The following is a 25,761-nucleotide window of genomic DNA, read 5'->3' on the forward strand; positions in this document are numbered from 1 at the left end:
CGTTCGAGTCAGGATCTTGTCGTGCCGTCTACCGTGAGTGATCGCGATGGCGATACAACAGGTAGACGAAAAACGGCGCCCCCACGCCCGAGACGAAGATGCCGGCGGGCAGGTCCTTGGGCAGGAAGGCCACGCGGCCCAGCAGATCGGCATGGAGGACGATCAGCGCCCCGACCAGGGCGGTGACGGGCAATCGTCGCAGGAAGTCCTGGCCCACCAGGCGGGCGGCGATATGCGGTGCGATCAGGCCCACGAAGCCGAGGCCACCGGCAAAAGCCACGGCCGTGCCCGCCAGTATCACGCTGCAGCCCATCAGCAACAGCCGACAGCAGGGCACGTTCACGCCCAGACCTCGAGCCACGTGATCTCCGAGCGCCATGACACTCAGGTGGCGGGCCTGCGACAGACACAAGGGGACGGTGACCAGCAACCATGGCAGCATGCCGAGGACATCCTGCCATTGAGCGGCGTAGAGGCTGCCGGTCAGCCATACATAAGCCGTCATGGCGGCGGTATCGTCGCTGATCACGATCAGCAGGGTCGTCACCGATCCCGCGGCGGCGGAGAGGCCGATACCGACCAGTACCATGCGCATGGGCGTGATACCGTGCTTCCAGGCCAGCGAGAACATCAGCAGAGCGGACAGCAAGGCGCCCAGCAATGCGGCGGCCGGCAGCCAGTGCACGCTTAGGGTGGTGCCGAACAGTGCCAGGAAGATGACGGCGCCCATGGCGGCTCCGCTGGTGATGCCGATCACGTCCGGCGATGCCAGCGGATTGCGCACGATGCCTTGCAGGATGGCGCCGGCCACGGCCAGAGCCGCCCCCGCCAGCACGGCCAGCAGGATGCGCGGCAGGCGCAGCTCCCAGACGATGAAGGCGATCTCGCTGTCCTGTGGAGCGAACAACGCCTGTCCGACTTCATGCAGCGAGGTGGGAAAGCTGCCAAGACGCAGGGAAAGGCCCATGCTGGCCAGCAGCACCAGTCCGAGAAGACCCATCATGCCCGAATAACGAAGCGCCCGGTTCCCGACGATGCGATCGACGGCTGTGGTCAAGGCAGGGGAATGCGTCATGGTCGTGCCTGCTGCCTGCGTGCCAGGTAAATGAAGAAGGGGGTGCCGATCAGGGCGGTCATCACCCCGACCGGCACATCCTGCGGCGGCATCAAGAAACGCGACGCCACATCGGCCAGCAGCAGCAAGCAGGCTCCCAGCAGGGCACAGGCCGGCAGTAGCCAGCGGTGGTCGACCCCGAACAGTCCGCGTGCCATATGAGGAACGATCAGTCCGACGAAACCGATCATGCCGGTCAGCGCGACAGAGCTTCCGGCGAGCAGGATCACCACCAGGCCGAGCAGGAGCTTGATGGTGCCGGCATGCATGCCCAGGCTCGTGACCATGTCATCGCCCAGCATCAAGGCGTTGGCATGTCGGACCAGCAGCATGCACAGCAGCAGGGCGATGCCGAAGAGCGGCAGCAGAGGAACCACGAGCGAAAGCTCGCGCCCGGATACGGAGCCGGCCAGCCAGTACAGCACGCTCTCGAAGCTCTGATGGTCGATGATCAGCAGGCCCTGGCTGAAGGAGACGAACATGGCCGTGACGGCCACGCCAGCCAGTACCACCCGCAGTGAGGAGGGCCCGGCACGGCCGCCCCCGCGACTCAACATCAATACCAGGCAGGCCGCGACGAGCGCTCCCAGCAGCGCCGCCCAGACATAGTCCGCCGGCGCGTGCAGCGGCAACAACGCAACGGCGATGACCACGAAGCACATGGCCCCGGCGTTGATCCCCAGAATACCCGGCGATGCCAGGGGGTTGCGGGTCAGGGTTTGCATCAGAGCGCCGGCGATGGCCAGGCTCGCGCCCACCAGGACGGCGATCACGGCGCGTGGCAGGCGTTCCTTGACGATGATGATGTGCGCGACCCGGGAAGGATCGTAATGCAGCAAGGTCGCGATGAAGGTCGACGGCGGGAGCTCGGTGGTGCCCAGCATGACGCTCGCCGCGAAGGTCGTCGCCATCAGCACCAGGCCGGCCAGCAGCCCTGCAAGGCGTGTCGTTCGTCGCGTCAGCATGTGGCCGATTCCTCGTTCTTTTCCCGAGAGGGCGAGGCGCTCTCCTCGACGCTGCCGGATCGACAGCCAGCAGTTAACGCCTGCGTACGGGGAAGGTCGAGTCCATAGTGGGTATACAGATCATCCAGCATGGCATTGGCGGCCAGGATGCCGCCGCCCATGATCCAGTCCACGGCGTCTACCTCGAAGACACGGTCGTTGCCCACGGCATCCAGTCGTGCCCAGAGAGGGTGGGAGGTCCAGTGTCGATAGTTGCGGGCGATGGCGGGATCGTTGGGCTCCAAGAGCACGAAGATCACGTCGGCATTCATGACCGGGATGTTTTCTTCACTGGTCAGTTTCATGCCCCAGCCCCGGTCGTGAAGGGTATCCGGCTGCGTGAAGCCCAGTTCATCGAGGATCGATCCGGCAAATCCCGTGGAATAGATACGCACATGGTCGCTCTTGAAACGGATCACGGCAGCCTTCTGTGGCCAGGCGTCACCCAGTTTTTCGGCGATCTTGCGGCGAAAATCGGCCACGCGGTCGTCCCAGTCGCGAAGCAATCGATGGGCGCGAGTTTGTCGGCCGGTGGCCTCGGCCATCATGGTCAGGGTGGCCTTGAAGTCGAAGACGCTGTCGGTGGCGATCGTCGGCGCTATCTTCTCCAGCAGCGGCCGGACCCGCTCGTGGCGAAAGCGCGTGGCCACGATCAGGTCCGGGTCCAGCCAGGCGACCTTCTCCAGGTTGGGCTGGGTCTCCAGACCGACGTGTTCCACGCCGTCGAGGGCGTCACGCAAGTAGCGATACATGGGTTTTTCCAGCCAGGAGTCGACGACACCCACAGGCGTGATACCCAGTGCCACTGCCGTGTCGGTCGCGCCCTGATAGAGGGTGACGATGCGTTGTGCCGGGGCAGGCAGGCATGTCTCCCCGAAGGCATTGGCAACACTGTGCATGTTCTGAGCGTTGGCAGTGACGACACCGGGAATGAGGGAAACCAGCAGCATGGTCAACCACTGGCGGCGGATCGGCATGGCAGCCTCCTGGCGTATGCGTGTTGTCGAGCGACGTCATGCGGCGCCGCTCGACAAGCCTCGGTCATCAGCGGGTATTGTTCAGAAGTCGAGCTGATAGCTCAGGGTGAAAGTGCGTCCCCGGCCCTTGAAGTAATATTCATCGCTCACTCTCGCGGCCTGTGAGTAGTACGTGAAGTAGTCCTCGTCGGTGAGGTTTTCCACGCCCAGACTGGTGCGGCCCACCGGCAGACGGTAGGACAGAGAGGCGTCGATCAGGCCGTAGCCGTCGAACTCGAGCTGGGGATCGTCAACACTGCGGTCGAAATAGCGGCTGTATTGCAGATGCGAGGAAAGCTTCTGATTCCAGGCCGCGCTCCAGGCCAGCTTGAGGGTATCCGGCGCGATGTTGATGCCGGTCAGCTTGGTATCCACGCTGCCGTCACCGTCGGTGTCCGATTTGCCCTCGGTGTGCGTATAGGAAAGCCGCAATTGATGGGCATCACTCACCTGCGCTTCGCCGGTAACCTCGATGCCCTGGATCTCGGTCTTCTCGCGGTTGCCGACCCAGGTGCCGTTCTCCTCGGTGAGGCGCTCGCCATAGTCGGAGTTCGATTCGAAGTAGCTCAACTCGAGGCCATAGCGATCCCAGTCGAAACGCGCACCGACCTCGCGATTGTCGGTGACGATGGGCTGCAGCGTCAGCAGTGTATCGACGTCCTGGCCGGGCGTGTCGATGCCACGCAGTACCCGGCCGACATCGGGCATGCCGAAGCCTTCGGAGTAGTTGGCGTAGAGCTGGGCCCAGTCGGTGGCCTGATAGACGACACCGGCATTGTAGAGCGTCTCGTTGAAGTCGGGTTTGCCTCCTCCCACGCTGACGTTGTCCTGGGTCACGTTGCTGCGATCGATGGTGCTGTAATCATCGACCTCGAGCTCGGCATATTCCTGACGAACCCCGGCATGCACGCTCAATGAATCGGTCAGGTCATAGTCTCCCTGCAAGAACACGGCTGCGTTGCGAAAGCGTGTCTCCGGGACATAAGTGCGATCGGTATGCACCAGCATCTGGCGGGTCTCGTCCTGCAGCAGGTCGAGGCCCGTGGTCAGCTTGAGGTGGTCGTCGAGCAGGCCGTCACGACTCAGGGTGAATTTGGCACCGAGCTTGTCGGACTCGTTGCGGGTCTGGTCATAAAGCGTGTCGCCGCCAACTCCCTGATAAGGGAAGTAAGGCGTGGTGGCGAACTGAGCGCGAAAGCGCTGGGTATAGAGTTGAGCGTCCAGGCTGTTGCCCAGCCAATCGTCATGAGCGTACGACAGCCGGGCGGTGGTGACCTCGTTATAGCCGGGATCGCCATCGGGATTGCCCTTGCGTGCGGTGGTGGCAACGCCGGCGTCGCGATCGCCGACCACTGGCACGTAGTCGCCTTTGCCTTCGAGCTCGAAGCGATTGATCGATACCTCGACATTCTGGTCGTCGTCGATCCAGTAGGCCGCCTTGGCTAACAGGTCGTAACTGGTGGAGTTCTGAAGTTCGCCGGGGTAGGCGATGCCCACCTCATCGTCGTCGCCGTCGTAGAAAATGCCGCGCTCTTGACGACTGGCGGCGACAAGATAGTCCCAATCTCGGGTCTGGCCGCTGAGACGGTAGTCCAGCTTGTGGCCGAAGCCTTCCGACTCGAAATCGTCGTCACTGGTCAAGCTGACGCCGACATACTGGCTTATCCCGGCGCTTTCGGGACGCTTGGTCACATAGTTGATGATACCGCCGGTCGCACCCAGGCCGTGTTCGGCGCTGGCGCCGTATATGACTTCGATACGCTCGACCATGGAGAGGTCGATGGTGTAACTGTCGCGAGAGCTGTCACGCAGCGGGTTGGACTGCGGCACTCCATCGACCAGGAATAGCGGCGAGCGCCCTCGAAAGGTCTCTCCGGCGTTGGAGAGTTTCTGGCGGCTGGGCGAATAGGAAGGGATCAAGTTACTGAGGACCTGGCCGGGATCCTGGGTGATCGCCAACTGTTGCTCGATCTGCTCGCGGGTGATGATGGTGACCTTCTGCGGGGTCTCATCTTCGCGACTCTGGTTGCGGGTGGCGGTGATGACCAAAGGGTCCAGCCCATGGTTCTCTTGGGAGTCCGTGCTCGTTGAGTCCTGGGCCAGTGCCGTGGAGGGTAGGGCCGAGACGAATACCCACGGGAGCAGCGATAGCTGCTTGAGACGTGATCGCTGTAAGTCTTGCATGGTGAACCGGTATCCCCTTGCTGTGTGCATTGTCGCTATTGTTGCCATCGAGTGATGTCATGCCGGGGCGAGGATACTAATGAGAATCCTTTTTGTTTGCAAATTGGGTACGGATGGTCTCTTGTGACGATACGAACAAGGCGTGTCACGGTGTGGCGGCAGGCGGCAGGCGGCAGGCGGCAGGCGGCAGGCGGCAGGCGGCAGGCGGCAGGCGGCAGGCGGCAGGCGGCAGGCGGCAGGCGGCAGCAAAGGCTGCTAAGCGTTGAAGGTTCGTTATTGTGAAAACAAATCACAATTCTTATCATGTGCGAAAGGCTTTGCTCCAAGCTTCGCTCCTGTCATCCGCTAATAACATGCCACAAGGAAACTCGATGTCCCGTTCCCGTCCCTCGCCCCTGCCTTTCAACGTGCTGTCGTCGCCGGCTCGCCGCATGGCGATGGCGACGCTGCTGCTCGGCTGCCCGCTAGCGGCGCAGGCACAAGACGACGTCGCCCAGAGCGATACCGTGGTCGTGACCGCGACGGCGCTGAAGGTTGCAATGCCGCTTGCCGAGACACCCCGTTCGGTCTCCAGCGTGGATCGCGAAGAGCTCGAATTGCGTAATGTCCAGAACCTCGACGAGACCTTCCGCTATCGCTCGGGCGTACTGTCCGGCCATTACGGTTCGGACAACAATACTGACTGGTTCAAAATCCGAGGTTTCGATCAGGCAACCTACCAGGATGGCTTGCGTCTCTATCGGACTGGCTACTATCAGTGGCTGCCTGAGCCATATGGGCTGGATCGTGTTGAGGTATTCAAAGGGCCGGCGTCGATCCTCTATGGCGAAGCGCCTTCAGGAGGGATCGTCAATGCTGTGAGCAAACGGCCGACCGCTGAAAAGCGTGGTGAGATCGAGATCCAGGCCGGCAATCGCAATCATCGCCAATTCGGGGTCGATACATCAGGGCCTGTCACCGAAAGCGGTAATGTGCGCTACCGGTTCGTGGGACTGTACAAGGAGCGTGATGGCGACCTGAACGACACCGATAATGAGCGTGTCTACTTCGCGCCCAGTCTTGAATGGCGTATTTCTGATGACACTCAGTTGACAGTGCTGGCCAGCTACCAGAAGGACGACGGTGTCCCCGAAAACCCTTTCAAGCTGGCTTATGGTACGGTGCAGGACACTCCGTTCGGCAAGGTCGATCCGGAGACTAATTACGGGGCGCCTGATTACGACAAGGACGAGCATACCCAGACGGCTGTCGGCTACGAATTCAAGCACCAGCTCGATGACACCTGGAAATTCGAACAAGATTTCCGGTATAGCAAGCTTGACCTAGATCTGCGCAGTACCTATATGGACTTTGCTACCGGTGATGGCCGAACGGCTTATCGCGGTCATCTACAGCGTGACGGTGAGATCGATAGCTTCACCATCGATAACCGCATGGTCGGTAAATGGTATACCGCCCGCACAGAGAACACCTTGCTAGTTGGGGTGGATTACCAAGATCTGAGTTTGGATGGCAAGGAGTTCGACGATTTTACTTATGACACCGTCGATATCTTCGATCCTGACACGAGCATTACACCGGTGCCTGATAGTCAGTTGACCAGCAGGCAGATTGATAAACAGCAACTGGGCGTTTATGTGCAGGACCAACTGCGCATTGATGATAGTTGGGTGCTGTTGGGGAGTGTCCGCCATGATAGTGCTGATGTGAAGAATGTTGATGGAAGTACGGATGTCACGGTTGATGAGACTCAGTCTGAGACCTCGTTCTCTGGCGGCGTGATGTACCTGGCTGATAATGGAGTGAGTCCGTATCTCAGCTATACTGAATCATTCCGGCCAAGCGCTGATACTAGCAATGCCGACGGCGCGATTTTTGAAGCGATCGAAGGCCGGCAATGGGAGGCGGGGGTCAAGTACGCGCCTTCGGGCTGGGATGGCTATGTGTCGGCAGCAGTTTTCGACATCAAAGAGTCCAACTCTTTTGCTACGACACCTGCTGGATACCAAACGCAGGAAGGTGAGAAGACCTCTACCGGTTTCGAGCTGGAAGGCGTAGGCTATCTCACGGATTCCCTCAAGCTGACAGCCGCTTATACCTATACGGATGCACGTGATGAAGACGACAACCGTGCGGCTCTGATTCCACGCCATATGGCATCTACGTGGCTTGATTATGATTTCGAAGGTACTGCCCTGAATGGGCTGAAAGTCGGTGCCGGGATTCGTCATGTGGGAGAATCGGTCGATGGCAGCATCACCGTGCCTGACTACACCGTGGGAGACGCCATGGCGAGTTATGCTTTGAACAATCACTGGACTGCCCAAGTCAATGTCAACAACATTACCGACGAAGAGTATGTCGCCAGTTGCGATTTTTGGTGCTACTACGGCGAGTCACGCAGCGTGATCGGTAGTCTCAAGTACCGTTGGTAAGCGGGAAGCTTTAAGACGCCGGAAAGAGGCGAGAAGAAAATGGCCCGAGGTGCTGCAAGGCACCTCGGGCCTTTTTTATGTCTGCTTTGCTTCGGTCCGGAGCTGTGGTCGAAGTGCTGCTTTCCTAGCCAGCCTCGCGGCCGGGCAAGGGCTCTACGCGCGAAAGCTCGGCCAATTGCGTCATCGAGCGATCACGAACTGCAACAAGGCCGATGACGAATGCCGCAATCGGTATCAGTGCGAGTACGGTACTGATACCGACGCCCAGTCCAGTAACCTGTGTGAAGTTACTCAGCACAAGGTACAAGATGAACGCCAGCAGCAGGCAGGCAATCAAGGGAACTAGGCGTGTCGTCACGCCGCGCCCCGGCGCGAGATGCGGCGAGCGATAGAAGAACACCGCGGCCGCGACAGAGGTCAGGAGCATGAGGATAACCATGCCGACGGTGGCAATGCCGGCCATCGAGCCGAACACGCCGACCAGCGGGCTCGCGCCACTGAGTGCGCAAAGGGCTACCAGCACGATAGCGGTTGCTGTCTGGAACAAGGATGATATGTGGGGTGAGCCATGCAAGGCGTGACTCTTCGCGAAGAAACGGGGCAGGATGTCGAAGTTCGCGAGAACGAACTGGTAGCGTGTCACAATGTTATGAAACGACAGGATGCAGGCGACGAGGCTGGTGAGCAGTAACACCTCCATGATATCGGTGAGGACACGGCCGGTATAGAAGCGGGCTGTGTCGAGCACCATGTTGCCACCGTTGTTGAGGTAGTCATTGGCCACCCCGTATACGGTATCTGGGCCCCAAGCATAGACCAGAAACCAGCAAGACAGCGTATAGAATCCCCCGATGATGAACACTGCCCAGTAAGTGGCCCGCGGGATGGTACGGCTCGGGTCACGAGCTTCATCGCGAAAGACTGCCGTGGCTTCGAAGCCGATGAAACCGGTCACGCTGAACAGCACGGCGATGCCAAACGGCCCTGTACTACTGGACGTTGCAGGTATATCGGCAAGACTGGTCAAGGCACTGCCTGAGGGTTCGAATGCAATGGCGACATTCATGACCAGGACAACGCCAATTTCGAGGATGAGTGCCACGGCAAGCACTTTCGAGCTGAGCTCGATGTTTCGATACCCCAATGCGGCGACAAGCACGAGAGCCGCCCCGGCATATAGCCACCAGGGAATTGCCGGCCCTCCGATATTGCTCACCGTATCGGCTGCCGCCCACCCGAAAAATCCATAGATGCCGAGTTGGATGGCGGAGTAAGTGATCAGCGCCACGAATGCCGTAGCCTGACCGGCGCGAGGCCCGAGTCCGGTTCCAACGTAGGTGAAAAAGGCCCCAGCCTCCTTCACATAGGGCGTCATCGCCACGAAGCCGACCGAGAACGCGAAAAGCACGAGTGAGGCGAACGCGAAACCCAGCGGGGCCATTGCGCCGTTGCCTAGCCCGATGGCCAACGGCGTATTGCCGTTGACCACAGTCAGTGGAGCCGCGGCAGCCACGACCATGAACACGACACCCGCCGTGCTCAATTGTCCAGATAGTCGGTTTCTGTTGTTCGAGGATGCGGTATAGGGATTGCTGTTGTTCATTGTGGATCCAACTCCTTCTTGTGTTGTTGTTAGGAAGCGCCCTCAGAGCGGCGCCAGAAAACCTCAATCGTTACGTTCTCCTATGCTGATACCGGCCCGGCGTAGTAACGGCTCGAGCCGTTCCGGATCGAGAGCTGGGCACCAGCCCTCCGGCTTTGCCATGGGCGCTCCCCTGGCCATGCACATGGCATTGAGGACGGCTTCGTCCGTCGCTTGCACGACCGCCATGTAGAAGTCATCGAAATACTCGTCGTTCATGTGGTGCATCTGTTGCCGGGCCGGCCCGAGCTGGGGCAAGGGACCCTCGTTCGCCGTGCTGAAGGCCAGAAACATATCGCCTGAATCGTTGCCGCCGGGGCTGCCGGAGCGTGCGATACCCAGTCCGGCGCGTTGGGCGAGGCGCTTGAGCTGATGGGGCAGCATGGGAGCGTCTGTCGCGATGACGGCGATGATGGAGCCGCGTTCGCGATTGAGCTCTTCGGGCAAGTCGGCATCATGCAGCGCCTCTCCAACAGGCACGCCTAGTACGTTCAACCAGTCCCGCTTGCCGTGGTTGGCCTGGACAAGCACGCCCAACGTGTAGTCCTGCCCATCGATGCCGACACGGCGCGAAGCGGTACCCGTACCGCCCTTGAAGCCGTAACAGATCATGCCGTTGCCGCCGCCGACGTTTCCCTCTTCTATGGCGCCGCCACTTGCGCTGGCGAGGGCGGCGTGGACATGGGCGGCTTCCACGTGCTGACCGTTGATGTCATTGAGTACGCCGTCATAGGTCTCCGCGACCACGGGCATTGCCCACAGGTGGTGTGCGTCGAAAGTCTGCGCGTAGGTATCGAGCATCCAGCGTGTCGCGGCGTGATGAACGATGCCCACGCTATGCGAATTGGTCAGGCATATCGGGCCGACGAAATAGCCGCCTTGCTCGATCCAATGCGTCCCTGTCATTTCCCCGTTGCCGTTGAGCGCATGAAAGCCGGCCCAGACAGGAGCAGGCGTGTTGCTTCGGACGCGCGGCAGAATGGCGGTCACGCCGGTCTTGATGGGCCGTCCGTTTTCGGCCGTTCCATCAATCGTTTCATAGCCGACCAACACGCCCGGCACGTCCGTAATCGCGTTGTTCAAGCCCGGTTCGCCGGGCAGCGGCAGCCCCATCTCGCGTGCTCTAATTCGCTGCATTGAAATGATCTCCCCCCGATCAGTGCTAAAATCGCCTCGTCGACGCCTTGCCTCGGCAAGAAAGTGGAGCGCCTCTGTCCGATAGCCGAAGATCGGCCTCGGTCCGTCCACGGGATACCCCTCTTTCTTTTATGACATATAAATACCAAATGCAATGTGGGTGACATTGAAATGTCAAGATCACAAGCTGCCGCCCATCTGGCAAAAGAAGTCGATGCGCTGAAAGGCGGGCTGTCGCCTGCGGAACGCGCGCTCTATTCGACGCTGCAGGCGAATCTCGAGAATCTGGCGTTTGAAACCGGCGCAAGCCTCGCTCAGAAAAGCGGTGTGAGCCCGAATACCGTGAGTCGGTTCATGCGGCGTCTGGGGTACAAGGGGTTGAGCGGGCTGAAATCGGCTTTGCGCAACGAGCTACGCTCGAATTCACTCCTGAACGCCACGCTGATCGAGCGTGTGGCGCAGCAGCCGGCCGACCTGACGACTCATCTCAATGCCGAGATCGAAGCACTGAAGGCCTTCGCCGAACAGCTCACCGGCCAGCATTGGCAGGACATAGTGCAGCGTGTGAGTGACGCCGAACGCGTGTTCGTGTGTGGGTTCCAGACGGTTCGCGGCCTGGCCCAGGATTTCGCGAATCGCTTGGCGCTCGTGCGCCCCGGCGTCGAGTTTATCGATCTGTACAGCGGCGTATTAGGGCAGTGGATGGACAGCCAGGACGTGCGTTGCTGTGTGATCCTGATCGACATTACGCCCTATGCCGAAGCCGGGATCACGTTCGCCAATCACTGCTTGGCCCATGACGCGGACCTCGTGGTGTTCAGCGACGAATATGGCATAGCACGTTATATCGATACGCCTCATATCATCAGCATGACCACCGAGACCGGCTTGATCCTCGAATCCACCGGTGGTCTGACGAGTGCCCTGAATGTTCTGTTGCACTGCGTGGCTGCAGACCACAAGGAAGAATTGCGGGAACGCATGGAAGCCTATCGCGCCCGAGTGCAACAACTGAGGCTGTATGCGAAGTAGATGGGGGCGAAAAACGCAAGACGCGATCGAATGGCCCGAGGTGCTGGCAGGCACCTCGGGCCATTCGTTTTCTCCGTCCCTCGGGCCATGATCGGCTCGTGGCTGGCTTTCCGCCGTTTCTTCCACAGCGCTACAGTCGCCGCAGCGTCCACATGAAGTAGGCGCCGCCGAGCAGGGAAGACATCAAGCCGGCGGGAATTTCCTGGGGGAACAGCCACTGGCGCCCCAGCCAGTCGGCCAGCACCATCAAGAGCGCCCCCAGCAGGGCGGCGGCGAGCAGGTGCGCGCGTGCACGCGCCGCGCCCAGCAGGCGTGCCATGTGCGGCGCGAGCAGGCCGACGAAGGAAAGCGGCCCGACCACCAGGGTGGCGGCGGCGGTGAGCAAGGCGACCACGCCCAGCAGAGCGAGACGCGCCCGGTCGACATTGACGCCCAGCGCGCGGGCGCTGGAGTTGCCCATCGGCAACAGATCCAGCCAGCGCGACAGGGACTGCATCGCCAGCGTCAAGATCACGGCGCTTGCCGCCACGGCGACGGCCAGCACGGTGTCGACGTAATAGGTCGAGCCGGACATCCAGGCGAGCAGCTGCTGCGTGCGCGGGTCGCCGTTGGCCAGCACGATGCTGCGCAGGGGATCGAACAGCGCGGTGATGGCGATCCCCGTCAGCAGCACGCGCTCCGGTTGAAAGCCGCTGCGGCGGTTGATCAGCAGCAGCACCCCGAGCGTCGCCAAGGCGCTCAGGGTGCCGGCGATCAGTAGCATCGGCAGGCCCACATCGGGCACGAACATGACCACGCCGATCAGGCCGATGGCGGTGCCGCCACTGATCCCGACGACTTCCGGACTGGCCATGGGATTGCCGGTGACGCGCTGGATCAGTGTGCCGGCCAGGGCCAGTAACGTCCCGGCACCCGCCGCCGCCAGGGTACGCGGCAAGCGCCATTCGTGGGTGGCTTGCCACACCGACCACGAGGGCAGGGCCCAGCCTTGGCCGTCCTGGCCGAGCAGCAGGGATGCCGCGAGCGCGACCAGCAATGCCAGCCCCAGTGCCAGCTGCAGGCGCATCGGATGCCGACGCCGTGGCGCCGCCAGCATGGGGGCGGTCTGGGGGCGATCGCCGCCGAGCTTGAGGCGCGGAATCAGCCAGAGCAGCAGCGGGGCGCCGAGGGCGGCGGTGGTCGCGCCGGTGGGAATCATCGTCGGCAGTGCGCCGGAAACATGCTGCAGGAGCTGGTCGGTAGTGGTCAGCAGCAAGGCGCCGAGCAGCGGCGCCCACAGCAAGCGCTGGGGCAGCGTGCGCGCCCCCAGCAGGCGGACGATGGCCGGTGCCGCCAGGCCAATGAAGCCGATGATGCCCACCACGCTGACGACACAGGCGGTGATGAAGACCGCCAGCCCGAGGCTCAGCAAGCGCAGATGCCTGAGCGAGACCCCGAGGCTGCGGGCGTTGACGTCGTCGAGCTCGAGAATCGCCAGCGGGCGCAGCATGAGCGCGGCCAGGGCAAGCGCGATGAGCAACCGCGGGAGCAGGTAGAGCACGCCGTCCCAGCTGTTCTGCGAGAGCGAGCCCGCGCCCCAGACCATCAGGCCGCGCAGCTCTTCCTGATGGAAGAGAATCAGCGTGGTGCTGACCGCGCCCAGGTAAAGGTTGACCACCAGCCCCGCGAGCACCACCACCATGGGTGCCAGGCCGCGTCGCCAGGCCAGCGCGAACACCAGCCCCATGGCCAGACCGCCGCCCGCCACGGCCACCCACTCGCGGCCGAGAACGAGCAGTCCCGGTGCGAACAGAGTGGCGAGCAGCAGGGCGAGCTGTGCACCGGTGGCGACGCCCAGGGTCGTGGGGGCGGCCAGGGGGTTGCGCAGCACCTGCTGCATCAGCACCCCCGCGATGCCCAGGGCACCGCCCGCCAGCAGAGAGATCGTCCAGCGCGGCAGCCAGCTGTAGTGCGTGAGTACCTGTTCGATATTGCGTTCGTCGGGCACGAACAAGGCTTGCGCCCACTGCGCGGCCGGCAACTGCGTGGCCAGCGAGTAGCCACTCAAGGCCAGGCAGGCCAGGGCCAGCAGCACGCACAGGCGTGCCGGGGTCATCACGACATGAGGAAACGGCAAGGAGCGAGAGATCCAGTCACGCATCGGGTGCCTCGCGGTGGGCAGCGGTGCGAGGCGCCTCATGCAGGGCCTGGGTCAGGTTGTCGGCGAAACGCCGTGCCGAAGGGGCGCCACCGAAGCTCCATACCGGTGGCAGCGTGAGAACGTCATCGCGACGCACGGACGGCAGGTGTTGCCAGAGCGCGCTCGTCTCGAGGCGTTCCTCGACGCCCACGGGCATTGGATCGACCACGACCAGGCGAGCGTCGTCCAGCCCGGCCAGGGCTTCCAGGCCTACCATGGAGAAGCCCCAGTAATTGGTTTCCCGCTGCCACGCGTTCTCCAGCCCCAGGCGCTGCATGACGGCGTTATAGAGGCTGTGGTCGCCGAACACGCGCACATGGCGGGCATCCATGAACTGTACCACGAGCAGGGGCCGTGCCTTGGCCGCGTCGCTCAACCCGTCCCGCAGCTCGGCCAGGTGCGCCTCCAGCGAGGCGAGCAGCGTGTCCGCGCGCTCCTCGCGATTCACGAAGGCGGCGATTTCACGGGTGGCTTTCTCGAGTCGCGTCCACAGGTCGCTGCCCGGCGTATACAGTGCCACCGTGCTCGTCGGTGCGATACGTTCGAGGCTTGGTTTCAGGGTGCTGAACATCGGCGAGATCAGAATGCGGTCGGGCGACAACTGGGCCAGCAATTCCCGGTTGGGTTGCGCCCGCAGGCCGATGTCGGCCACCTCGGCGGGCAGCGTTGGCGCGCCGACCCATTCGCGGTAGGCATCGGTTTGTGCCACGCCCACGGGCGTCACGCCGAGCGCCAGCAAGGTTTCGGCGATGGTCCAGTCGACGGTGGCGATACGCGGTGTCTCGGCATTGGCGACATGGGACCAGACCAGCAGCACCAGCGTCAGCAATGTCATGAGCCGCGAGCGACGCAGGCCTTCACGGTTGCAAAATGGCCTCACATCGACTCCTAGTGCAAGACGGCGATGGGGTGCTCGCCGCCGGGGTGGGACATGACACGCATGGGGATGCCATAGATGGCTTCCAGCGTGCTATCGCACATCAACTCGCGGGGCGCGCCCTGGGCCAGGACCTGCCCGCTGTGCAGGGCGACCAGATGATCGCAGTAACGTGCCGCCATGTTGACGTCGTGCAGCACGATCACCACGCCCAGCCCCAGCTCGCGGCACAGCGAGCGGACCAGGGCCAGGACTTCCACCTGATGGGCGATGTCCAGCGCTGCCAGCGGTTCGTCCAGCAGCAGAAACCGGCTTTCCTGGGCCAGCAGCATGGCGAGCCAGACGCGCTGCCGCTCGCCACCGGAGAGAGTGTCGACCAGCCGGTCGGCGAAGGCCTCGGTGTGGGTCAGTGCGATGGCGCGTTCGATCTGGGTCTTGTCCTTGCCGTTGAGCCGGCCGAGCAGGCCGTGCCAGGGATAGCGTCCGAATCCCACCAGCTCGCGGCCGGTGAGGTTGTCGGCGCCGGGCAGGTGCTGTGGCAGGTACGCCACGTGACGGGCGAACTCGCGCGTGCCCCAGTCGGCGAGTGGGCGCTTGTCGAGGCGGATCTCGCCTCGGCTCGGGGCCTGCTGCTGCGCGAGGAGCTTGAGCAGGGTCGACTTGCCCGAGCCATTGTGGCCGATCAGCCCATACACCTTGCCTTCCTCGAAGGCGAGGTCGGTGGGGTGCAACAGGCACTGGCCGTTGACCTCGAAGCTGGCAGCGTCGACGTTGAACATCAGGTGGACCCCAAGCGGGAAAAGCGTAGGGCGCAATCGTAATTCAAATAAGAACGGTTATCAAAACTCTCGGCGCCGTCATGTCAGGCGTCAATGGCTTGGCGACAGGCGCGCAACGCTTGCTCGATGTAACGCCCGGCCATGCGTTCCGATACCCCGAGGCGGGCCGCGATCTCGCGTTGAGGCAGTCCCTCGAGGCGATGCCACAGCAACGCCTGACGCACGTGCCGAGGCTGCCGTCGCAGGCAGGTGCGTACGCACGCCAGGCGCTGGGCCTGGCAGACATCGGCCTCGGGGCAATGCCGTGCGCAGGCGAGCCCGGTGGTGGTGTCTTCCAGGGGGATCGTCTCGGGCCGGGCCCTGGCCTGGCGCTGATGATCGATCAGCAGGTTGCGGGCAATGCGGAACAGGTAGGCGCGAGGATTGGCGAGCGGCTGAGTGAGTCTCGCGCGCTGCAGGCGCAGATACACGTCCTGGCAGAGGTCGGCCGCCAGCTCCGGCGTATCCAGCTTGCCGGCCAGATAGCCGACAAGCTCCCGGGAATGCTCCATGAACAGTCTATCGAGTGTATCGACCATATGTCGGGTCCGTCCGTGGGTAGCGTCGCGTGATGGCGTCATGCCGTCTCGGCGTGGCGTCGGGCATCGTCCGTGTCATGCGCGTGTGGTCGCCAGGGGGCGATCGGGTTGTCCAGCTCGCCGACCAGCTGCAGGTTTTTGGACGGATCGGCGAGGTCGATCATCTGCCGGTTGTTGCCCAGTTGCAGGCGGTTGAGACAAGAGCGCGCGAAGGTCGGCGCGAACAGGTCGTGACGCGCGAATTTATCAGCGAATTCGGGATGGCGACGCTGGTAATCGAGAATGCATTCGGCGACGCCGTGCCAGAAGTCGGATTCGGTGAAATCGCCCCGTGCCTCGCCATGCTCGACCATGATCGGGGCCAGGTAGCGAAAAAAGCAGTCGAAGGTATCGGTGAACAGCGACAGCACCTTGAGGTGTTCCGGCACGGCCACGGCCAGGCGTTTCACGCCTTCGGGAAGCGCGGCGTCGGGGTCCATGATCGCGCTTTCCTCGGCGATGTCCTTCATGATCGCGCGCACCGGCACGTGGGCATCGAGCTGCAGGATCACGTTTTCGCCGTGGGGCATGAAGACCAGATCATGGGCGTAGAAACAGTGCAGTATCGGCGTCAGGTAGGCGGTGAGATAACGCCGTAGCCAGTCGCGGGGCGCGAGCCCCGAGGCCTCGACAAGCGCCGGCAGGAGTGCCTGGCCGTCCTTGTCGCGATGCAGCAGTGCGGCCATGGTCATCAGGCGCTGACCGGGCGGCAGATGATTGAGCGGACTTTCACGCCACAGGCAGGCGAGCATCTTCTTGTGAGGGCTGTCACGGGCGACGGCATCCTCGAAATAGGCGTTGCGATACCCGATGGCGGCTTCCTCGCGCAGCAGGGTGAAGCCGTTGTCGGCCAGGAAGGCGTCGCCGTCGAGCAGTGCCTTGAGCCATTCATTGATGGCCGGCGTCGCCTGCATGTAGTAAGGCGAGAGGCCGCGCATGAAGCCCATGTTGAGGATCGAGAGCGCCGTCTTCACGTACCGGCGCCGGGGCTGCGAGGTGTTGAACAACGTACGGATCGATTGCTGGGCACGGTAGCGGTCGTCGCCGGTACCCAGGTACACGATGCGCCGGTTGGCGATCTCGCTGGCAAAGCTGGTCGCCAGCTTGTTGTGCCATTGCCAGGGATGCAGCGGCATGAGCAGGTACGCGCCAGGGTCCAGTCCCCATGCCTGCAAATGGCGGTGGAAGCGTGCCACGGTGTCGCGGCCCAGCTCCTGTTCGAGCAGTTCGGTGTAGGGCAGATCGCTCACGCTGCTGAATTCGGCACACTGCGTATGCACGGCCAGCCACACCAGATGGATGTCGGCGCCGGCCTCGGGAGCGTAGGCATGGTAGTCGTCGGCGTCGAAGCCGATGCGTCCGTTGTTGGCGACGAAGCTCGGGTGGCCCTCGGTCATGGCGCTTTCGATGGTCTGGAAGTCGCCATGGGCCAGCTCGGCCGCCGTGAGTCGCTGATGCGCCTGCTTGTAGGCACTGCCGGACAAGGTGCTGCCGATCTCCTCCAGATATACGGGAAGCGTCTCGTCGTCGAGGCCGAGCACGGCGCTGAACTCGATGATGAAACGCTGCGCATCCAGCTCGGCGGACTCGTCGTCGACGACCTTCACAAGGGACTCGGGGGCGATCCACCAGTGATCGAGCTGCATGCGACGCGCCCGGAAGCGGTAATGGCCGTTCGCACCGGGAATGGGCAAGGTGTAGTCGCCCCAATCGCCTTGTCGGTCGAGCCGGCGGGGCGCCACGAGGCGTTCGTGGGCGAACTCGGCGATGGCCTTGCGGATCAACTGACGGTTGGCCCGGGCCCAGCGCTCGGGGTCGAGATGGGCGAGGCGCGTGTCGATTGCCGGAGGCGTCTCCATGGCGGTGGTCTCCTGTTCCCTGGATGGCAGTGGTTCTCTGGCTGGCAGACTTTCGCGAGGGAGCGCTGCCAGCGCCTGGTGATAGGCGGCGTGGAATTGGGCACGGGTGCAGAACGCCAGATGCGCGGTTTTCTCCGGCAGGCGCACTTGGCGGTCGTAGCGGAAGCCCACCCGGCGGTTGAGCGGATGGATACGTTCGTTGCGGATATCGGGTTCGACGACCACACGGTCTGTGTCGGGATCGCTGAACATCAGCGCCATCACGCTGCTGAGCACGCCCCAGGTGAAGCGGGGGATGCGCGTTTCCGGTGGTGCCACCAGCACGTGCATGCCCCGATCGCCGGGGTGCACGTCGTAATGCGCGCCGATGGGATCGTGTTGAGGCTGGTAGCACTCGACCAGAAAGGCGGGGCGGCCTTCGAAAAAGCCCAGATAGCCTTGGCTGTGCGGACTTTCGTGCAGCCCTCGATAGAACGCCGCCACCTGCTCGCGGCTGTCGCCGTGCATGCCCCAGAAGCGAGCGTAGTCGCGGCTGACCCAGTCATGAATCAGGGCGCTGTCCGCATCGCAGTGGATGGCGCGCAGATGAAAGCGGCCGAGCCCGGGAATGGCGTCGGTGTAGGTATTGCCTGGATCGTACAGCGGGCTGAGAAAGGCGGATGTCGTCATTTCGGCACCTCACAGGTCAACGGGGCGGACTCGTCGGCGGTTGGCTGGCGCCGGGCCGGCCGGGGCGCGGGGCGGAAGACGGCGTCGTCGGGCGTGCCGAACGTCTGGAAGGCGATGCGACGCTCGATGGGATAATGCTCGATTCCCGTCAGCTCGCGGATGATGCAGGCGTTGCGATAGCAGGCCATGCCCAGGTCCGGCGCCGCCAGGCCGTGCGTGTGTCGCTCGGCGTTCTGCACGAAGAGGCGCGAGCGGTCGTGATCGATGCTGTAGAAGCGGTCCACCGCGAAACGCCCGGCGGCGTCGCGGCGAATATGCGCGTGGATGGGCGACAGGAAGCCCGGCTCCCGATAGCGATAGCCGGTGGCCATCACCAGCGCCGGGGTCGTATGGCGGTAGGGCCGTCGTTGTTCGGTCTGGTAAAGGCCGAGTTCGAACGTGGCGCGTGTCGCGTCGTAGTGGCAGTCCTGCAGCTCGGCGTTGGTCAGCAGGTGCGTGTCGACGGGACCACCGAGCCGCTTGGCATACAGCAGGTCGTAGATCTCGTTGACCAGCGCCAGATCGATGCCCTTGTAGAGGTTCGCCTGTTGCGACATCAAGTCATCGCGGGTGGCCTGCGGCAGGGCGTGGAAGTAGTCGATGTACTCCGGCGAGGTCATTTCCAGCGTCAGCTTGCCGTATTCGAGAGGAAAGAAGCGCGGCGAGCGGGTGATCCAGTTCAGGGTGTAACCGTAGCGGTCGATGTCCTGCAGCAGGTCCTTGTAGATCTCCGCGGCGCTCTGGCCGCTGCCCACCAGCGTGATCGCCGGCTGCTGCTGGAGCCAGGCCTTGTGCGCGAGGTAGTCGGCGCTGTGGGTGATCCGCCTGGCGTGCGGCCGGCAGCATGCGGGCAGGTCGGGCTGCGTGCCGGTGCCGAGGACCAGCTTGCGGGCCCGATGGCTCGTCGCGGTATCGCGGGCGGTATCCACGCAGTGCACGACATAGCAATCGTCGTCGGCATCGAAGTCGATGCGCTGCACCTCGTGATGGAAGCGGATCGACGTGAGCTGATCGATGGCCCACTGGCAGTACTGGTTATATTCGCGTCGCAGCGGGAAGAAGTTCTCGCGAATGTAGAAGGCGTAGAGCTTGTCCTGGCGCTTGAGGTAGTTGAGGAAACTGAATCGGCTGGTGGGGTCGGCCAGCGTGACCAGGTCGGCCAGGAAGGGCGTCTGCAGGGTGGCGTCTTCCAGCAGCATGCCGGGGTGCCAGTCGAAGCCGGCCTTGCGCTCCAGAAAAAGGCCGTTGAGGTCCTCGAGCGGGTCCGTCAGGCAGGCCAGGCCCAGGTTGAAAGGACCTAGTCCGATGGCGATGAAGTCGTGAATCGGCGTTGGCATGATGGCTCTCATCGTTGAAGACCGGGGATCAGGAGAAGGCGGCTGCGAGGTCATGCCGCCTGGGCGGCGCGGCATCGTCGCGCGTCAGGAAGTCGGCGCCATGGGCCTGAAGGCGCTCCACGATCGTGGCCAGATCGTCGATGCCGGTCTCCGGGTTGAGCAGCGTGAACTTGAGGTATCGGCGCCCCCGGACACGCGTCGCCGCGACGACCGCCTCGCCGTGGCGCGAGAGGGCCTGTCGGATATGGGCGTTGAGCGCATCCAGGCTGGCGTCGTCCAGGTCGTGGCCACGCGGTCGGTAGCGAAATACCAGCGTGGTGAGCTGTGGTGCCGTGACCACCTCGATGTCCGGCGCGGTCCGCAGCAGATGGTACGCCTCGCGGGTCAGCGCGATGACGCGATCGAACAGCTCGCCCAGGGCATCCGGCCCCAGCAGGCGCAAGGTCATCCACAGCTTCAGGGCGTCGAGGCGGCGCGTGGTCTGCAGGCTCTTGTCGACCAGGTCCGGCGGTGCGTCGTCGTGCCGGCCGGCCGGGTTCAGGTAATCGGCGTGATGGGTGACATAGCCGAGCCTCTGGCGCTCGGCGACCATGAAGGCGCTGCAACTGACCGGCTGAAAGAAGGACTTGTGGTAGTCGACGCTGACCGAATCCGCCTGTTCGATACCGGCCAGCCAGTGGCGGTGCCGTGGCGATGTCAGCAGGCCGCCGCCGTACGCGGCATCGACATGCAGCCACACCCCATGCCGGCGGCAGAGCGCGGCGATATCCGCCAGCGGGTCGATGCTGCCGAAATCCGTGGTGCCGGCCGTGGCGATCACGGCCATCGGAATCGTTCCTGCTTGCCGGCTCTCGGCCAGGGCGCGTGCCAGCGCCCCGGTGTCCATGCGGTAGCGGTCGTCGCAGGGAATCGGCACCACGGCACGGTGTCCCAGCCCCAGCAACGCGGCGGCCTTTTGCAGACTGACGTGGCTCGCCTCGGAGGCGAAGATGCGCAACCTGGCCGCGTCGGCGGGCAGGCCGTGTTCGCGATTGCCCTGATGCCCGTCGAGGGCTGCGCAGCGATGATCGCGCGCGATCAACAGGGCCATCAGGTTGGACTGGGTGCCGCCGCTGGTGAAGACACCGTCCGCGTCATCGCCCAGGCCGATACGGCGGACCGTCCAGTCGATCAGTGCCTGCTCGATGAAGGTGCCGCCGGCGCTCTGATCCCAGGTCTCGACGGCGGTGTTGATCGGTGTGGCGATCGCTTCGGCGAGGATCGACGCCAAGGTGATCGGACAGTTGAGGTGCGCGACATAACGCGGATGATGAAAATACACTGCGTCGTCGAGATACAGCCGTTCGACTTCCGCCAGCACGGCGTCGAGGTCGTCGAGCCGATGGTTCAGATCCAGCCCCTCGAAGCGCCGCTGCATCTCGCTGGGCAGAATTCCCGAGAACGGCTGGCCGGTCTCGGTCAACTTGCGTTGCACGAGTTCGATGCAGCGCTGCATGCCCTGACGGTAGGCATCGGCATTGCGCGGCATGAACAGGGCATGGTTCGCGTCTTCGCCCATCGCCCGAGATGCGAGCGGCCGGGAAGAAAGCGGCGCCATCCGAATGGCAGCGTTTTGACTCATGGCATCACCTATGTCCTGGTGGCGTAAGAGGTCGCAACGGACATCATGAGGTTGCGACTTTCTTCCTTGTGTTAATGATAATCGTTAGCAAATCAGCATGGCCTACAGGAAGACGATGCCGGCCCCGGTTTCTGAACCGAGCGGACAACTTTTTTTCATCCGGTTTTGTCATCCGGTCGTTTCATCCGGGCTGGTGCCACGGGGAGGTAACGGGGAATGACCGCTTGGCTGCGGCAGGCCGGCACGCAAGACGGCCCGCCTGGGCAGCGGGCCGTCGTGAGCGTGCGGTCTTGAGGTGTAGTGGACTTGAGATGTAGTGGTCTTGAGGTGCAGTGGTCTTGAGAAGCGGCGCCGAATGCCTAGTAGGCGTGCGACCAGGTCAGGGTATAGGTGCGTCCACGCCCCTGGAGATCCCACAGGGATTGCGCGTCATAGACTTCATAAAACACGGCGGCGCGTTGTCCCCAGATCGTCACGTAGCTCTCGTCGAGCAGGTTTTCGACGCCCAGGCTGAAGGTGCCGTAGGCCGTGTCCTGGCTGGCGGTGGCATCCACCGTGGTGAAGCCGTCGATCTCGTTGCCCGAGGCGTCGTCGATGCCGAAGGCACGGTTGACCTGCAGGCGCGCGCGGGTATCGACGTCCGACCATTCGCCATACAGGGTGGCGGTGGGCAGGCTGGCTTCGGTGACGCTGGTATCGACCCATTCACCGCCGACCTTCTCCTCCGACTTGACCCAGTTGAAGGCCGAGCCGAACAGCCAGTTGGCGCCGACGAAGCGCTCGATCTTGCCTTCCAGGCCGTACGTTCTCACGTCCTTGTCGATGGTGGTCACCCCGATCTCGAGTTCGCCATCGTTGGTATAGAGATAGTCGATCGCCTTGTCCGACCAGCTGTAATACGCGGCGATCTGCGATTGCCAATCGCGCCCGGTGAGGCGCCAGCCGGCCTCGAGCTGCTGGGTCTTGATGCCATCCACGGGGTTGTCGGAGATGTCGAAGCTGACGTCGCGATACGCCTTGGCGATGTCCGGAATCTCGAAGCCCTGGGTATACGCCAGCCAGGTCTGCTGCCCGTTCTGGAAGTCGTAGAGCGCCTTGAGATTGAACAGCGAGACGTCGTAGTCGTTGGAGCCGCCGTCGTTGCCGCCCTGAGGCTCGACCTCGACATCGGTTTGCTCCACCCGCGCGCCGCCGGACAGCTGCAGGTTCGAGGTGAGCTGATAATCCGCCTGCACGAACGCGGCCAGGGTGTCGGCCTGGAACGACGGATAATACGGGTCGAGCACGTCGGTCCGGTCGAGTTCCAGGCCGCCCTCGGAAGGCGCCAGCGTATAGCGCTTGGAATCGAATTCCTCCCGCGAGGCGTCGAGCCCGTAGGTCACGCTCAGCGGGTCGCTCGGTGATGCCGTGAAGACCGCCTTGGCGCCGGTCAAGTCGGTGTTCTGTTCCGAGACGGTGAAGGTGCTGCCGCCGGGGAACGGGTTGAAGACCGAGGACTCTTCGCGGTGGTAGGCCTGGAAATAGAAGCGCTGGCCGAGCAGGGCATCGTGATGGTAGTTGGCGTTGAGATACAGCCGCTCGGTCTCGGGGTCGACGTCCGAGTCGTAGCCGTCGCGGACCTCGCTGTTCTGGATCTTGTCCGAATATTCCGCGCCGCTCTCGTAATTCGGGTAGTAGAGCCCCTTGTCGCCCACGTAGGCGGAGTCGTAATACTGGGCGGTGATATCCAGGCGCTCATGGTCGCTCAGCTTGGCCTCGATATTGCCCATCAGGTCGACGGAGCGATTTTCCTGGAGTCCCGTCTGGGCGATGTCGGGCTTGATGATGTCCCCGTCGGCATCGTAGAACGAGCCGTTTTCCTGCACCGCCACGGCCAGTCGCCCCTGAACGCGCTCGTTGCCGCCCGAGACCGATTGCGCGGCGCGCCGAGACAGGTCGTCCGAGGCATTGAAGCCGCTGGTCAGGCCCAGCTCGCTTTCGAAATGCGGGCCGCCTTGCTCGCCCTTCTTGGTGATGATGTTGATGATGCCGCCGGTGGCGCCGCCCCCATAGAGGCTGCTCGCGCCGGAGAGCACCTCTATGCGCGCGATGTTGAAAGGGTCGATGGAATCGAACTGACGCGACAGACTGCGCGAGTTGTTCAGCGACACACCGTTGATCATCACCAGCGCATCGCGGCCCCGGAAGTTCTGGGCGTAGTTGGTGCGGTTAGTGCTCGAGCCGAAGTCGAATCCCGGAATCAGCCGCCCCAGGGCCGACTTCAGGGACTGCCCCGAACGCAGTTGCTGCTGGATCTGTGCTTCATCCACGACCCAGACCGCCCCGGGGATCTGGCTGATTTCCGTGGGCGTGCGCGCGCCGACCACCACCATCGTCTCCCCGGTCTCCTGCGCCGAGGCGCCAAGCGCCACGCCCCCAGTGGCGACGACCAGGCCGAGTGACAGAGTCTTCTTCATGACAGGTCCCTTGAGATTGAGTGTTATTCGTATGCGCGTGCCAGCATACGCATGCGAAAACAAAACTCAACGATAATCATTATTATTAGAGGGCGTTCAACAAGCAGGAAGACACACAGGGGGCAGACTCAGGTTCGTTCAAGAATGCGCGGGGGGCTCGTGCGCCTGGGGTAACGCGATCACGCTCAAGAGCCGCCGTGGGTCCGCCACGTACTGGCCATGGCATGGTGTGTCGGCAGGCCAGTCGGGGGCAAGCGTGGTGAGAAGACGAAGCGTGACGCGGCCTTCCTCGGGCTGCCAGTCCGCGAGTTCGGCATCCTGGAAGTAAAAGCGCCGCTGCACGAGCGGAAACAGTGCCTTGAACAGGCTTTCCTTGCAGGAAAAGGCCAGGGTGGTGAACAGTGCCTGCGCCTCGGCGGGGAGCCGGTCGCGCCAGTCGCGCTCCCCAGGCGTGAGTATCTGCGGCGCGAGGCGTGTCGCGCGCGCCGCCGGCATGGGCGTCTCGGCATCCAGCCCCAGCCCTTGCCAATGGCGAGCCGGCGCCGCCAGGGCGGCGGCGAAACCGGCACTGTGCGTGATGCTCCCGACCGTGCCCGCCGGCCAGCAAGGGGCCCGTGTCTCGGCGACTCCCGGCACCTCGGCACGGCCCGTCACGGCACGCAGGGCATCGCGCGCACACAGGCGTCCGGCGAGAAACTCGGCGCGGCGCTTGGCAACGGCAGACCCCAGCCCCGTCGGCAGGGCGATGCCATGCTCGGCAAAGGCCGCTTCGCACATCGCGTCCGCCGTGAACGTCACCCCCCGCCAGACGACATGAGGCAGCGCATGCGGCCAGGGCCACGTCTGCCGCCAGTCCTGACAGCCGGGGGGGAGGTCGAGCGCTTCCTGCATGCGTCAGCGGTCCACCAGCACCGCGTCGAGCTCGACCGGCACCTCGTCGTCGATCTGCTGATAGCCGAGCAGGCCGAGCACCGTGCGTGCGGTCTGGTTCTGCATGATGACCTGGCCATCCAGGGCCACCGCCTCGGCATTGCGAACGCGTATCTCGCCTTCGCTCTCACGCGTGAAACGCACCTTCAGCGGCTCCTGCTGCGAGGCATCGCCATCCTTCACGCTGAGCATCAGCGTCTCGGTACGGGACTCGCCGACGGGCAGGTTCTCGAGCACGCTCGGATCCAGTTGCGTGACCACCGTGGTCAACTCGGTATCCGACAGACTCTCCATCCACGGCGGCAGGTCGCCCAGCTGCTCCAGCACATCGGTTTGATTGAGCCGCACGGGCAGGCGCAGCGTGCCATCCTCGGCGATATGACCGTCCATGCGCTTCAATGCATGGCGATGCGCCACCGACTCGCCGGACGACGTGATCTCGGTGATCGTCGCCTCGACGTGGGAGCGCGCCGGATCCAGTTGCCAATCCGCCTGCGCCGCCCACGGCAACGCCGCCAGTCCCAGCGCGACGACCCCGGCGGCCCGACGCCCCATACGCTTCATCTCATACATCACCAAACCCTCCTTGGGATGGAACGACAATCCAGGGGTGCCCCCCTAGTCTCGCCTATCGGCTTCCGCTATGATACTGCCCCGTCGCGATAGGGCCTATAGCTCAGTTGGTTAGAGCAGGGGACTCATAATCCCTTGGTCGCAGGTTCAAGTCCTGCTGGGCCCACCATCAAAACAAGCGCTTGGCTTCGTTTTTTCCTTCCTGATTGCTGTACTTCCCCCGCAAGTGTCAACAAAGTGTCAACGATGACAACCGGGCCA

The 25,761-nt window shown here is 63.3% G+C and carries 18 protein-coding genes and 1 tRNA gene; 3 read left to right on the forward strand and 16 right to left on the reverse strand.

Annotation, left to right across the window (positions count from 1 at the left end):
- Positions 1 to 28: 28 nt before the first annotated feature.
- From ABGX75_RS08560 to ABGX75_RS08575, 4 genes are all read right to left on the reverse strand, one after another.
- The gene (locus ABGX75_RS08560) at positions 29 to 1,075 is read right to left on the reverse strand and encodes an iron ABC transporter permease (protein ID WP_347410731.1); all 1,047 of its coding nucleotides are present in this window, start codon (positions 1,073 to 1,075) and stop codon (positions 29 to 31) included.
- Positions 1,072 to 2,079: an iron ABC transporter permease gene (locus tag ABGX75_RS08565; protein WP_347410732.1), complete on the reverse strand. Its 1,008-nt coding sequence runs from the start codon at positions 2,077 to 2,079 to the stop codon at positions 1,072 to 1,074. Before ABGX75_RS08565 ends, ABGX75_RS08560 begins: the two co-directional genes overlap by 4 nt.
- A complete protein-coding gene (locus ABGX75_RS08570) occupies positions 2,073 to 3,095 on the reverse strand; it encodes an iron-siderophore ABC transporter substrate-binding protein (RefSeq protein ID WP_347410733.1) in 1,023 nt (340 codons plus the stop codon). Before ABGX75_RS08570 ends, ABGX75_RS08565 begins: the two co-directional genes overlap by 7 nt.
- A gap of 81 nt (positions 3,096 to 3,176) precedes the next feature.
- Complete coding sequence (locus ABGX75_RS08575; RefSeq protein ID WP_347410734.1) at positions 3,177 to 5,318, reverse strand: TonB-dependent receptor; 2,142 nt, start codon at positions 5,316 to 5,318, stop codon at positions 3,177 to 3,179.
- A 371-nt stretch (positions 5,319 to 5,689) separates the two neighbouring features.
- Between ABGX75_RS08575 and ABGX75_RS08580 the strand changes: the two genes are divergently transcribed.
- Positions 5,690 to 7,753: a TonB-dependent siderophore receptor gene (locus ABGX75_RS08580; RefSeq protein ID WP_347410735.1), complete on the forward strand. Its 2,064-nt coding sequence runs from the start codon at positions 5,690 to 5,692 to the stop codon at positions 7,751 to 7,753.
- A gap of 124 nt (positions 7,754 to 7,877) precedes the next feature.
- On the opposite strand, the gene ABGX75_RS08585 is transcribed toward ABGX75_RS08580, so the two are convergent.
- Both ABGX75_RS08585 and ABGX75_RS08590 read right to left on the reverse strand, forming a co-directional pair.
- On the reverse strand, positions 7,878 to 9,356 hold the full coding sequence (locus tag ABGX75_RS08585) for an APC family permease (RefSeq protein WP_347410736.1): 1,479 nt from the start codon (positions 9,354 to 9,356) through the stop codon (positions 7,878 to 7,880).
- A 63-nt stretch (positions 9,357 to 9,419) separates the two neighbouring features.
- Entirely contained in the window at positions 9,420 to 10,532 is a 1,113-nt protein-coding gene (locus ABGX75_RS08590; protein WP_347410737.1) for a P1 family peptidase, read from the reverse strand.
- Positions 10,533 to 10,703: 171 nt separating this feature from the next.
- On the opposite strand from ABGX75_RS08590, the gene ABGX75_RS08595 reads away from it, so the two are divergent.
- Positions 10,704 to 11,564: a MurR/RpiR family transcriptional regulator gene (locus ABGX75_RS08595; RefSeq protein WP_011506351.1), complete on the forward strand. Its 861-nt coding sequence runs from the start codon at positions 10,704 to 10,706 to the stop codon at positions 11,562 to 11,564.
- 130 nt (positions 11,565 to 11,694) lie between these two features.
- Here the strand turns inward: ABGX75_RS08595 and fhuB are convergent, their stop codons facing one another.
- From fhuB to ABGX75_RS08645, 10 genes are all read right to left on the reverse strand, one after another.
- Positions 11,695 to 13,704: a Fe(3+)-hydroxamate ABC transporter permease FhuB gene (gene fhuB, locus ABGX75_RS08600; protein ID WP_247619659.1), complete on the reverse strand. Its 2,010-nt coding sequence runs from the start codon at positions 13,702 to 13,704 to the stop codon at positions 11,695 to 11,697.
- Positions 13,697 to 14,623 carry an ABC transporter substrate-binding protein gene (locus tag ABGX75_RS08605; RefSeq protein ID WP_035410898.1) on the reverse strand — a complete coding sequence of 309 codons (927 nt, stop codon included), beginning with the start codon at positions 14,621 to 14,623 and terminating at the stop codon, positions 13,697 to 13,699. Before ABGX75_RS08605 ends, fhuB begins: the two co-directional genes overlap by 8 nt.
- A gap of 8 nt (positions 14,624 to 14,631) precedes the next feature.
- Positions 14,632 to 15,399 (reverse strand): ATP-binding cassette domain-containing protein, encoded by a 768-nt coding sequence (locus tag ABGX75_RS08610; protein ID WP_011506354.1) that lies wholly within the window; start codon positions 15,397 to 15,399, stop codon positions 14,632 to 14,634.
- An 83-nt stretch (positions 15,400 to 15,482) separates the two neighbouring features.
- Entirely contained in the window at positions 15,483 to 15,977 is a 495-nt protein-coding gene (locus ABGX75_RS08615; protein ID WP_043558001.1) for an RNA polymerase sigma factor, read from the reverse strand.
- Positions 15,978 to 16,015: 38 nt separating this feature from the next.
- The gene (locus tag ABGX75_RS08620; RefSeq protein WP_347410738.1) at positions 16,016 to 18,544 is read right to left on the reverse strand and encodes a GNAT family N-acetyltransferase; all 2,529 of its coding nucleotides are present in this window, start codon (positions 18,542 to 18,544) and stop codon (positions 16,016 to 16,018) included.
- Positions 18,541 to 19,920 carry a lysine N(6)-hydroxylase/L-ornithine N(5)-oxygenase family protein gene (locus ABGX75_RS08625; RefSeq protein WP_347410739.1) on the reverse strand — a complete coding sequence of 460 codons (1,380 nt, stop codon included), beginning with the start codon at positions 19,918 to 19,920 and terminating at the stop codon, positions 18,541 to 18,543. The genes ABGX75_RS08620 and ABGX75_RS08625 overlap by 4 nt, the downstream gene beginning before the upstream one ends.
- A gap of 28 nt (positions 19,921 to 19,948) precedes the next feature.
- Positions 19,949 to 21,541: an aspartate aminotransferase family protein gene (locus ABGX75_RS08630; protein WP_347410740.1), complete on the reverse strand. Its 1,593-nt coding sequence runs from the start codon at positions 21,539 to 21,541 to the stop codon at positions 19,949 to 19,951.
- Positions 21,542 to 21,900: 359 nt separating this feature from the next.
- Complete coding sequence (locus ABGX75_RS08635; RefSeq protein ID WP_347410741.1) at positions 21,901 to 23,997, reverse strand: TonB-dependent receptor; 2,097 nt, start codon at positions 23,995 to 23,997, stop codon at positions 21,901 to 21,903.
- Positions 23,998 to 24,135: 138 nt separating this feature from the next.
- Complete coding sequence (locus ABGX75_RS08640; protein WP_347410742.1) at positions 24,136 to 24,888, reverse strand: 4'-phosphopantetheinyl transferase superfamily protein; 753 nt, start codon at positions 24,886 to 24,888, stop codon at positions 24,136 to 24,138.
- 3 nt (positions 24,889 to 24,891) lie between these two features.
- Entirely contained in the window at positions 24,892 to 25,500 is a 609-nt protein-coding gene (locus ABGX75_RS08645; RefSeq protein ID WP_011506361.1) for a hypothetical protein, read from the reverse strand.
- A 92-nt stretch (positions 25,501 to 25,592) separates the two neighbouring features.
- Here ABGX75_RS08645 and ABGX75_RS08650 point away from each other — a divergent pair.
- Positions 25,593 to 25,669 (forward strand) — tRNA-Ile (locus ABGX75_RS08650).
- The last annotated feature ends 92 nt before the right edge of the window (positions 25,670 to 25,761 follow it).

Source organism: Chromohalobacter sp., assembly GCF_039830575.1.
In the GTDB taxonomy this organism is placed as follows: Bacteria; Pseudomonadota; Gammaproteobacteria; order Pseudomonadales; family Halomonadaceae; genus Chromohalobacter; species Chromohalobacter israelensis.